This is a genomic window from Spirulina sp. CS-785/01 (assembly GCF_028330525.1).
Taxonomy (GTDB): Bacteria; Cyanobacteriota; Cyanobacteriia; order Cyanobacteriales; family Spirulinaceae; genus JAQMSD01.
Genome location: NZ_JAQMSD010000007.1, coordinates 1 through 9,583, shown reverse-complemented (window position 1 = coordinate 9,583; position 9,583 = coordinate 1). Strand labels below are relative to the sequence as shown.

The following is a 9,583-nucleotide window of genomic DNA, read 5'->3' as shown; positions in this document are numbered from 1 at the left end:
GGGGAGATGGGGGAGATGGGGGAGATGGGGGAGATGGGGGAGATGGGGGAGAACCAACAACCCAAAAAACTTAATCCGGATACCAGAACATCCCCTTAATCCCCTCTGGGTCAAGGATAAAGCCTAAACGCCGATAAAATTCCACCACATGAGGGTCAGCAAAGAGAGTAATATTGCTGATATCCTCACTGCGTAGTTTTTTAATGGTGTATTTCATCAAGGCTTTCCCTAAACCACGACTTTGATATTTGGGGTGAATGACCACATCCCAAATGGTCGCATTGAAGGCATGATCGGAAGTGGCACGGGCAAACCCGATTAATTTTCGTTTTGCTCCCCGTTCTTCCCACATGGAAACCACGAGAAAACTGTGTTGCAATGCTTTTTTGACCTTCCGGAGAGGACGACGAGACCAACCCACCGCATCACAGAGTTCTTCGAGTTCATAGAGGTCAAGCTCTCGACTCGTGCTAAAAACAATACGGGTCTCGTCTGCGACTGAACCGCCATTTTGTAGCTTATTGTGCGGCGTGCTTTGGCTCGCAGTGGCTACAGTGTCAGAATTACTAAACAAGTTCTTGAAAAAACCCATGCCAGAGTGGCGCAGTTATTTTGCAGTGAGGAACAAGGGCAGAGTCTCAACTGACTTGCCGCTTTAGACACTCATAGCCTCGATGATAGCACAAGGAGGGGAGATTCCTTGGGGGGGAAAGGGAAAAAGCTATCTTGGGAGGGATCAGGTAAAGTGGACTGACAACTACCTATTTCTGACTCAGTTGTATTTTACATTAGCCTTGAGTACGCTAGGGCATAGCGGAACTTGGGTCTTAGACCTGAACGCGGGACTGAGATTTGACCTCTACTTTGGTTGGAGTGATCCTGCCAAAGCAAGTTGGGTCTATAAATGAAGAATCCACGTCCTTCTAGGGCGTGGAGTGTCAATCAAGACGACCTCCGACCGATGCTGTCTCCTCTATCTGAAACGACGCTGATTTCAAAGAACGCTCTATTATGGCTGCGGGTTTAAAACCATCTACCTTGGGACTGTTGAAACGCTTTAATCAAGCGTTTCCGCAGTTTTATGAGCAGTTTGTCAGTAGTGAGATTCAATTGCAAAATTTGCGGTTGGCTTATCGACTCTATAAAACCAAACTCGCTGTGATCGAAGTGCGACCGGAAGGGTCGAAAAGTGCTTTACATTTTGCCTATCGCAATCAATCTTTTTTGTTGAGTGACATTTTTGGGGTTTTGGCTGCCTACGGCTTGACGATTCACAGTCTGAGTCTTTACGGTCAGATTAAACCGCCCATGTTGGTGTTTATCAAGTTGGTGGTGTCCCGTGGGAATAAGGCGTTGGCGGATAAAACTTCGGAAAATGTCTGTCGGGCGATTCGGGAAGCCTTGGCGGGCCGCTTTGAGGTGGAAGAAATGTTGGCGGTGGAGTTTAATTTGGATGCGGGTCTAGAACAGGTGGAAACGGAGTTTTATGTTGATCCGGTGTTTCATCTGCCTGCGTTACTGATTGAGGCAGATAATCAGCCGGGTTTGTTTTATAAGGTGATGTATGCCATTTGGCAGGAGGATTTATTGGTGGTGAATGCAAATCTCTTGGTTTGGCGAGGACGGACGCGGTTGATTCTCTACTTGCTCGGGCCCAATGAGAGTCTGATCCCCGAATATTTGGGACAAAAAATTGCAGAGAGCGTTCGGCAACGGTTAATGGGAGAATGAAGGAAGATAGAAATAGTCCTGGATAGGAACAATTCTGGCGGATTCAGTTTGCAGACGCATCGGACTAAGATAAAACGATGGCAAAGATTACGATTTCTGGAGTCTCTCACAGTTACGACTTCACCTCCCCTGTGGCGGATTCAGATGCCCCTGTGTTGGTGTTTTTACATGGTTGGCTTCTCAGTCGCTGTTATTGGCAGCCGTTGGTGGAGCAGTTGCGCGATCGCTATCGCTGTTTAACCTATGATTTACGGGGGTTCGGTGAATCACAACCGGAAAAAACTGCGTCTTCTACTTCGGGCTATACCCTGGCGGACTATGCTCAAGATTTAGTCACCCTCCTCCAACAACTGGAGATTAAAAAGGCATGGCTGATTGGCCATTCTCTGGGGGGGAGTATCGCCCTGTGGGGGGCCGATTTGTTACCGGAACACATTGACGGGGTGATTTGTCTTAACGCGGGTGGCGGCATTTATCTCAAGGAAGAATTTGAACGCTTTCGTTCGGTGGGACAAAAAATTGTCCAAAATCGCCCCGGTTGGCTGAGTTATATCCCCCTGATGGATTGGGTGTTTGGCCAAGCGATGGTGGCCCGGCCTTTGGCTCGCTCTTGGGGCCGACAACGGTTAAGGGATTTTCTCCGGGCTGACTCGGAGGCTGCTTTGGGGTCTCTCCTGGAGTCCACTACGGAGAGTCAAGTTCACCTGTTACCGCAAATTGTGGCCCGTCTCGAACAACCCGTTTATTTTTTGGCGGGAATGCGGGATACGGTGATGGAACCTAAATATGTCCATCATTTAGCGAGTTTCCATAAGTTGTTTCAACAATCTCGCAATAATGTGATTGAGATTCCTGATTGTGGTCATTTAGCTATGCTGGAAGATACGGGACAAGTGTTACAGCAAATTGAGGGAATTTTAAAAAATCATGGCGTTGTCCAACCCGTTGATGCGTCTGGAGGTTGAGGGGGTTTTGTAGATGGGGATAGCATCAGGGGACTACATTTGAGTAGAGCCAATGCTGAAGCACGGTTTACTGTTTACTGTTTACCAAAAATAATGGGTCTAAAGCCCCGTCCTGACTTCGACAGGCTCAGTCACCTTCTAGGGCTGAATTGGCTAAGTTTCCCTAAACACCGGATCGGGGATTGTCTAGGCTTGAGGGTGAGAGGGGGCAATGTTATCCGCATAAAGCGATTTCAGAGGAACTGGAATCTGATAGACTTGAAGCGGTGGCCTTGTTAATCATGTATAGTGCTAGTTATGTCTATTGCTCATCATGTCTATTCCTGATTGGTACGGTCTCCAAGAGACTGCATTCAAACAAACTGATCAAACAAACTGAATTGACAATATAGCAATCCCAACAGAAGACAACAAAGCCCAACCTTGATCTTTAACTCATGAATCCCTTAATCCTTGTCGGCAGATATAATTGCATGAATTGGCTGGCTGTTTTGTTTAAGGTGTTACAGTTGTGTAATCACGACTAACTTTAAGATTTAGAGCAGTCAATTTTTGTATTTATCGCTATTTGTGTTTTTGCCCGTTCTACATTCATCAAGAGATTTTAAATTGTTTGGGAGAAAGAACTATGCTACACCGCAAGATTTATCAGCTTTGTACAGACGGTCGTGAGGTGTGCGTTTTCTTGCGGGATCAACAACGCTGGATAGAGTCGGCCCATATTGTCGATATTGAAGGTGATCTCGTTACGATTCGTTACGAAACAGAAGATGATGATGAGGTCAGTTCTTGGGAAGAAATGGTTCGTTTAGAAAGCATTGGGTCTGTCACTCAGAAGTTAGCTTCAGTCCAACGAGGTTATGCAGATTTGTTGGTGGCTGAGGATTGTCCCGATGAAGAACAATTGTATCCTAAGTCTCAGGACTCTAATAATAATGAATAATTGATAATGAATAATTGATATAGCGGTGTGCAGGTGGGTGGAATGCAGCCCTCACCCCCCAACCCCCTCTCCCACCTTGGGCGAGGGGGAGCAAGTGTCTTTCACTGATTTGCACACCGCGTGCAGGTGGGTGGAGTGCAGCCCTCACCCCCCAACCCCCTCTCCCACCTTGGGCGAGGGGGAGCAAGTGTCTTTCACTGATTTGCACACCGCTATAATTGAGGTTTTGGGAGTAGGCTTTGGGTTTACTCCCAAGGCTAATTACTTAATGCTGTTACAAAGGGGTTGAGTGACTAACGAGATCATTCAATATAGGGTTTAATTCAGCCATTAAAGGGCTTACTACGAAGGAATTAACTATATTTAAAGGCTTAACAAATAACAAATAACCAAGAACAAATAACCAAGAACAAACCCCTATTCTTGGGGTTCAAACACAGGACAATATCCTTCGGGGGTAACTTTGAATCCGTAGAGGGGGGAGGCGGGGTTGGAACAGCGATCGCCTCTTTGGTAAAGACAGTTTCCACAACATTCCAGTTCGGCTTGTAATTTGGCGGCGTTGCTTTGTTTGAGGAGTTCCCGTTGAGATAGTCCCCGTAGGACTAATTCTTCTCCTTGCCATCGGGCCTCGACTAACCCGGTATCGGCGAAGTTTTGCCATCGGGGGGTTTGGGCAATGGATTGAGGGAGGGTGATCTCGATTTTTTGCCCAATTTCGTGGACTTCCCCTTCGTAATGACTGTCTTTGGGGGCCGCAGGTTGGACAAAGCGATCGCCGATGGGCAATTCTACTAATGTCCCACTGGCCGGGGAATGGAGTTGATAGCGATTTTGTAATTCTTCTAAGCTGGTTAAATCGACGACATAGGCGGGCGTTCCGTGGACAAAAACGACGTGCTGGGGTCGAATATTATGAATTAATTGAGTGGTGTTGCGGCCATCACTATGTTCGGTGAGGAGGTAGGAGTCTAGTTGAACCGTTGCGTCTAGGGGGGATAAGTCCGGTTCTTGGCGATGGTTATGACCGGGATATTCGGGCCATAATACCATCCAAGGACTAGGGTGGGCTTGACAATACTGTTGCCACTGGCCGGATTTTTCGGTGAGGACGATACAGGGGAATTGGTCGATCGCGTTGGGATCATTATCCGGGAGACGACGGACTCTGGGGAACACCTGTTCATCCCAAAATAAGGCTTGATGACGGGCAAAATTCTGTACGGAGGCCGGGAGATGGGGTAAGAGGTCAAGATATTGATTACAGGTGGTAGCCACCCGATCAGCGACCCAAATATCTAAGTCTCGTCCGGTAAACTGATGATGCGATCGCAGCAACATTAAAATTTCTTGGGCCATTCCGAGGGGAGGAACAGGCAATAAGACAGAATGACGTTGCGCGATCGCGCGGTCAATCTTCTCCATTAACTGCTTTTCCAGTTGCCGTCGTCGGGGGTGTCGGGCCGTCCCATAACTGGCCTCCACAATAAGAACATCAGGAGAAGACCCCCGCAAACTCTCCAAAGATAACCCCTCCACTAACCGGGAATTGGACAAGAAAAAATCCCCCGTATAAAGCAACGTATAAGCCCGATCTAGCCCAGTATAGGTTAATAAAATGGCCGCAGCCCCCGGTAAATGCCCCGCCGGAAACAATTGAGCATGGAGATCGTCAAAAAAGGCCACGGGCGATCGCCAGGGCAGAGTTTGGCAAAAATCCGCCTCTGAGGGCCAGTCCGGCCAATTTAACGGCAACAACTTCGCCGTTGCCTCACTCCCATAAATCGGCAACTCCGGAAACTGTTCATGGAGAGGCAACAATCCCTTGGCATGATCCGAATGGGCATGGCTACAAAACACCAAATCAGCCGGGGGCGTTGATTCTGCCAATAATGGGGACAGATCACTTAAACCACAGTCCAAGAGAATCCGATATTTCCCCATCTTCACTAGCAGACACATCCCGTCCCCCTCTTGGCCCACCCCATAGGGAAAACAGGCGATCGGGGATTGTACGTCAGCAAAGATCGGACGACGTTGAGTCATGATGGACAGAGAAGATCAGCAGAACAAACCATGCTGATCCAGAAAATAAAACTTTTCTAAAAAAATCCAACTAAAGATAGATGTTTTTTTGGGCTTTTAATATTAAAGACCAAAGACAACTTAAAGACTAAAGAAAAAACGCTCTTTGGCTCAAACCAGTGCGTTATTCGTTCTAGCTTATCAGAAATTAGCAAAAATTCGGGCAATTCTTTGGAGAGAGGAGAGAGGATAGAGAAGAAATGACAGACTACTCGCTTCTCCCCCCTCTCCCGACTCCCAACTGCCGACTCGCCTATCAACTATCAACTATCAACTATCAACTATCCACTCCCCCATCTCAGCTAGGATTAATGGGCAGACCCATTCCCGTGATAATTATCCGAATCATAAAATCCATTTTGGGTCCCGAAAAAGAGCGTTGCCACAATAAAAACGCCACTTAACACCAATAAAAGCAACTTGATATCCATACTATTTTTGCTCCTGACTAGAGATAAAGAAATTCACTCAGACAAAGATTGTTCTATCATACTACTGCGCGTTCCGGGATCACGACTTGCGCTGTTCCGAAACCGCCGACACCAAAGGCACTTCCTCCACCTCCGGTAGAGTTTCTAACGCCAAACGAGAAGACGACGTTCCCCCAGACAAGCGTTTTAACAACTTAGGCCGGGGATCATGGAGTAAATAAATCACCAAATCCCCCGCTTGCCATTGTTCCGTAGCCTTCACCACCTGTAACCCCTTACGACGCTTCACCAACAGGGGTAACAATTCCCCGGCCCGAATTAACGCCTCTAAATGGGCTTTCTGAAACGCTAACCCCGACTCCTTGAGAACCGTTTTCCCCAACTTCACTTGGCCTTCGGCCAAATATTGATTCCACACCTTCACCGGAACCGAGGAGACAAAGGCCGAGGCAATTTTACTGGTTGCAGTGCCGCTTTGAGTGCCGTTACTCTTACTGGGTTTTTCGGCCTTCGTCTCCCCTTGATTTTGTTTATTCTTCGGGAAAATTGCCTTGGCGATTTTGCTCTTATTGCTGCTGCCCGCACTTTCAGTCCCTTGATTGGATTTATTTTGTTTTTCCTGTTTATTCTGCTTTTCTGACTTATTTTGTTTCGTTTGCGGCAACACGGCTAAAACACGGGGGGGTTCAAACTCCTCTAAAGCGTGTTGGGCTAACACGGTATTCACCTCACCGTTATTGGTGACGGCCAAAAAAGTCCCAATGGAGTCTGTTCCCACTTCCTCCAACACATCCGGGTCAAGGCCACTACTTTCCACCACCTCTAAATTATCATTGCGAGCTTGTTCACAGGCCCCCGTATCGGTGTCGATCATCACCACCGACTCCCCTTCCTCTTGAATGAGACGACCAATTAACCGTCCCAAGGGGTTACAACCCACAATAATTGCTCCTGTTGCTTCAGAGGAGGTAATTTTGAGCCATTTGGCCACCCATCGGGCGGAAAGTCCCTCAATGAACACCGTCATCATAATGGTGAGGAAGACAAGGGCTTTAATGGCATCTCCCCCGTTAATGCCCTGTTCAGTTAAAAGAATGGCAAATAAGGAGGCCACAGAGGCGGAGATAATCCCTTTTGGGGCGACCCAAGCAATAAACATTTTTTGTCGCCAGTTCAGCCCACTATTGAGGGTACAAACCATGACACTGAGGGGACGTACTAATAGCATCAGGGTGAGGACAGTGAGGACACTTCCCCATCCCAAGGCAAAGACACTATCAATGGAGAGGTCGGCGGCTAGTAGGATAAAGAGTACGGACACCCCTAAGACGGTTAATTGGCCTTTGAAACGGCGGAGCATTCGTTCTTGGGGGAGGGAGGAGGCCCGGAGGACAATCCCAGCAACCACAGTGGCCATTAAGCCGGACTCTCCCCGTAAAAACTGCGCGAGGCCAAATAATCCCCATACTCCGGCTAATACGACTAAGTTTTTTAGGTCTTCGGAGAGGAAGTTGGCCCGTTTGAGGAGTTGTCCTAACAGCCAACCGCCGACAATGCCGATAATGGCCCCAATGCCTAACCGGAGTAAGACGGAGCTTAACATTTCCAGGGTGACGGCATCACTGTTGAGGATGGTATCTAAGACGACAACAGCGAGAATGGCCCCTACGGGGTCGATGAGGACTCCTTCTCCTTCGAGGATGGTGGCCACTTGACGGTTAACGGACACCTGTTTGAGCAGGGGGCCGATGACAGTCGGGCCGGTGACGACGACGAGGGAGGCATAGAGGAAGGCGATAGACCAGGGAAACTCACTAAGCCAGTGGGCGGCCATTCCTCCTCCTGCGAGGGTGATGAGTGTTCCTAGGGTGACTAGCCGTTGTAAGCTGCCTGAAACCCGACCGAGATCACGCAGTTCGAGGTTGAGTCCCCCTTCAAAGAGGATGATGGCGACGGCGAGGGCCACCAGCACTTCGAGTCCTACCCCCAGTTCGTGGGGATGGAGTACATTCAAGCCATCAGAACCGAGCAGGATGCCCAAGAGGAGCAGGAAAACAATGCTAGGCACTTTGAGCAGTTCGCCCATTACTTGTGCGCTAATACCTGCTAAGACAGCGAGAACAATTTGTAAGGTCAGATAAAATGATCCTTCCATAGGTATTTTTGGGCTGGCCAGTTTTTCAGGCGATTATCAATCAGTCAGCGTTTAATATAGCGTTCAAGCTGGGGTGAAGCGGGTGACAAATCGCCACTGTCACCGAGGAGGGGGGAAGTTTTACCAAAAAAACATAAGCGATGAAGTTTTGGTTTGCAGGTCTTTTTTGACTGGTTTACGGTAAAACACTGGATTACACTGAGGCAGTTGGGTCAATGAAATCCGTGAATTTGGCCTGAGATCAAGGTTTCCATTGGATAATAACAGAAGGCTGAGTGAATGTGCCGGGTATTCTAACATTTTGATGTTTTTTTCAATTCTCGTTAGCCTCATTGATGAATGATTAAGCCCTCATCATAAGTGGATTTTGGGGGTTGTTGGCAATTACTAAGAATTCAGATTTTTTTGGATTGGTTATGGTTTATCGCACGTCTGCTTGGGGGAGTTCTAGTCCTCGTGTTTTACGTCCTCACTCATGGAAAGAGGAGTTGTGGGGTTTGGGGTTGTTTTGTGGCGCGTTGTTGTTGTTGTGTCTCAATTTAGGGGCGATTCCGCTTTATCATGAGGCGGAGGTGACGGTGGCTCAGATGGCGAAGGAGATTGTCACTGCACCGCCGGAGTCGGGGCGTTGGTTGTATCCGACGTTGGCGGGAGAGCCGAGTTTGACGGTGCCGCCTCTGTTGCCTAATTTGATTGCGGGGGTGTATCAGGTTTTGGGGTGGACGGCTTGGACGACTCGTTTGCCGGGGGCGATTTTGGGGGCGTTGTCGGTTTGGGGGTTGTATAAGGTGGGGCGTGAGGTGTTTCATACTCAGCCTCCGGCGGTTTTGGGGGCGTTGTGTTATTTAACGTTGTCGCCGTTGTTGATGACGGGCCGTTGGGCTGTGGTGGAGACGTTGGGGGTGATGGGGACGGTTTTTGCGGTGTATAGTGTGTTGCGATCGCGCCGAGATTTACGGTGGGGGTTGGCTGTCGGTTGGGGGATTGGTTTTTGTTGTCTGGCTCAAGGGTTTTGGGGGTTGAGTGGGGCGGTTTTGGTGGTGTTGTTTTTGGCTTGGGATACGCCTCGGTTGTTGAGTTCGGTGCATTTATGGTGGGGGTTGGGTTTAGGGATGTTGCCTGTGGGGGGATGGTATTTGCTCCAGGGGTTACATTATTCTTGGCCGCAGTTTTCGACGCTGTTGTTGGGGCATTTAATGCCGATGCCGGGCCCGGTTTTTTCGGTGTTGCTGGTTTTGTTTTTGTTGCCGGGGTTGTTGTTGGGGGGCTATAG

At 48.6% G+C, this 9,583-nt stretch carries 8 protein-coding genes; 4 read left to right on the top strand and 4 right to left on the bottom strand.

Going from position 1 to position 9,583, the window contains the following annotated elements; genetic code table 11:
• Positions 1-70: 70 nt before the first annotated feature.
• Complete coding sequence (locus tag PN462_RS00325) at positions 71-592, bottom strand: GNAT family N-acetyltransferase (protein ID WP_443029021.1); 522 nt, start codon at positions 590-592, stop codon at positions 71-73.
• Positions 593-1,011: 419 nt separating this feature from the next.
• Between PN462_RS00325 and PN462_RS00320 the strand changes: the two genes are divergently transcribed.
• The 3 genes from PN462_RS00320 (at position 1,012) to PN462_RS00310 (ending at position 3,639) form a co-directional block, all read left to right on the top strand.
• Positions 1,012-1,731, top strand: a complete 720-nt coding sequence (locus PN462_RS00320; RefSeq protein WP_272125814.1) for a hypothetical protein — start codon at positions 1,012-1,014, stop codon at positions 1,729-1,731.
• 77 nt (positions 1,732-1,808) lie between these two features.
• Positions 1,809-2,696, top strand: coding sequence for an alpha/beta fold hydrolase (locus tag PN462_RS00315; RefSeq protein ID WP_272125813.1), 888 nt, complete (start codon positions 1,809-1,811; stop codon positions 2,694-2,696).
• Positions 2,697-3,324: 628 nt separating this feature from the next.
• Positions 3,325-3,639 (top strand): DUF6679 family protein, encoded by a 315-nt coding sequence (locus tag PN462_RS00310; RefSeq protein ID WP_272125811.1) that lies wholly within the window; start codon positions 3,325-3,327, stop codon positions 3,637-3,639.
• 417 nt (positions 3,640-4,056) lie between these two features.
• Here PN462_RS00310 and PN462_RS00305 read toward each other — a convergent pair whose 3' ends face one another.
• The 3 genes from PN462_RS00305 to PN462_RS00295 all read right to left on the bottom strand — a co-directional run bounded on the left by PN462_RS00305 (position 4,057) and on the right by PN462_RS00295 (position 8,310).
• On the bottom strand, positions 4,057-5,685 hold the full coding sequence (locus PN462_RS00305; RefSeq protein WP_272125810.1) for an MBL fold metallo-hydrolase: 1,629 nt from the start codon (positions 5,683-5,685) through the stop codon (positions 4,057-4,059).
• A 347-nt stretch (positions 5,686-6,032) separates the two neighbouring features.
• Positions 6,033-6,155 (bottom strand): hypothetical protein, encoded by a 123-nt coding sequence (locus PN462_RS00300; protein ID WP_272125809.1) that lies wholly within the window; start codon positions 6,153-6,155, stop codon positions 6,033-6,035.
• Positions 6,156-6,234: 79 nt separating this feature from the next.
• Positions 6,235-8,310 carry a cation:proton antiporter gene (locus PN462_RS00295; protein ID WP_272125808.1) on the bottom strand — a complete coding sequence of 692 codons (2,076 nt, stop codon included), beginning with the start codon at positions 8,308-8,310 and terminating at the stop codon, positions 6,235-6,237.
• Between the two features lie 416 nt (positions 8,311-8,726).
• Here PN462_RS00295 and PN462_RS00290 point away from each other — a divergent pair.
• The coding region (locus PN462_RS00290) for an ArnT family glycosyltransferase (RefSeq protein ID WP_272125807.1) at positions 8,727-9,583 on the top strand (857 nt) is incomplete at its 3' end.

Coding starts and splice junctions, on each gene's coding strand:
- PN462_RS00305 (WP_272125810.1), bottom strand. CDS start 5,685: ATGACTCAACGTCGTCCGATCTTTGCTGACGTACAATCCCCGATCGCC.
- PN462_RS00295 (WP_272125808.1), bottom strand. CDS start 8,310: ATGGAAGGATCATTTTATCTGACCTTACAAATTGTTCTCGCTGTCTTA.
- PN462_RS00325 (WP_443029021.1), bottom strand. CDS start 592: ATGGGTTTTTTCAAGAACTTGTTTAGTAATTCTGACACTGTAGCCACT.
- PN462_RS00315 (WP_272125813.1), top strand. CDS start 1,809: ATGGCAAAGATTACGATTTCTGGAGTCTCTCACAGTTACGACTTCACC.
- PN462_RS00310 (WP_272125811.1), top strand. CDS start 3,325: ATGCTACACCGCAAGATTTATCAGCTTTGTACAGACGGTCGTGAGGTG.
- PN462_RS00300 (WP_272125809.1), bottom strand. CDS start 6,155: ATGGATATCAAGTTGCTTTTATTGGTGTTAAGTGGCGTTTTTATTGTG.
- PN462_RS00320 (WP_272125814.1), top strand. CDS start 1,012: ATGGCTGCGGGTTTAAAACCATCTACCTTGGGACTGTTGAAACGCTTT.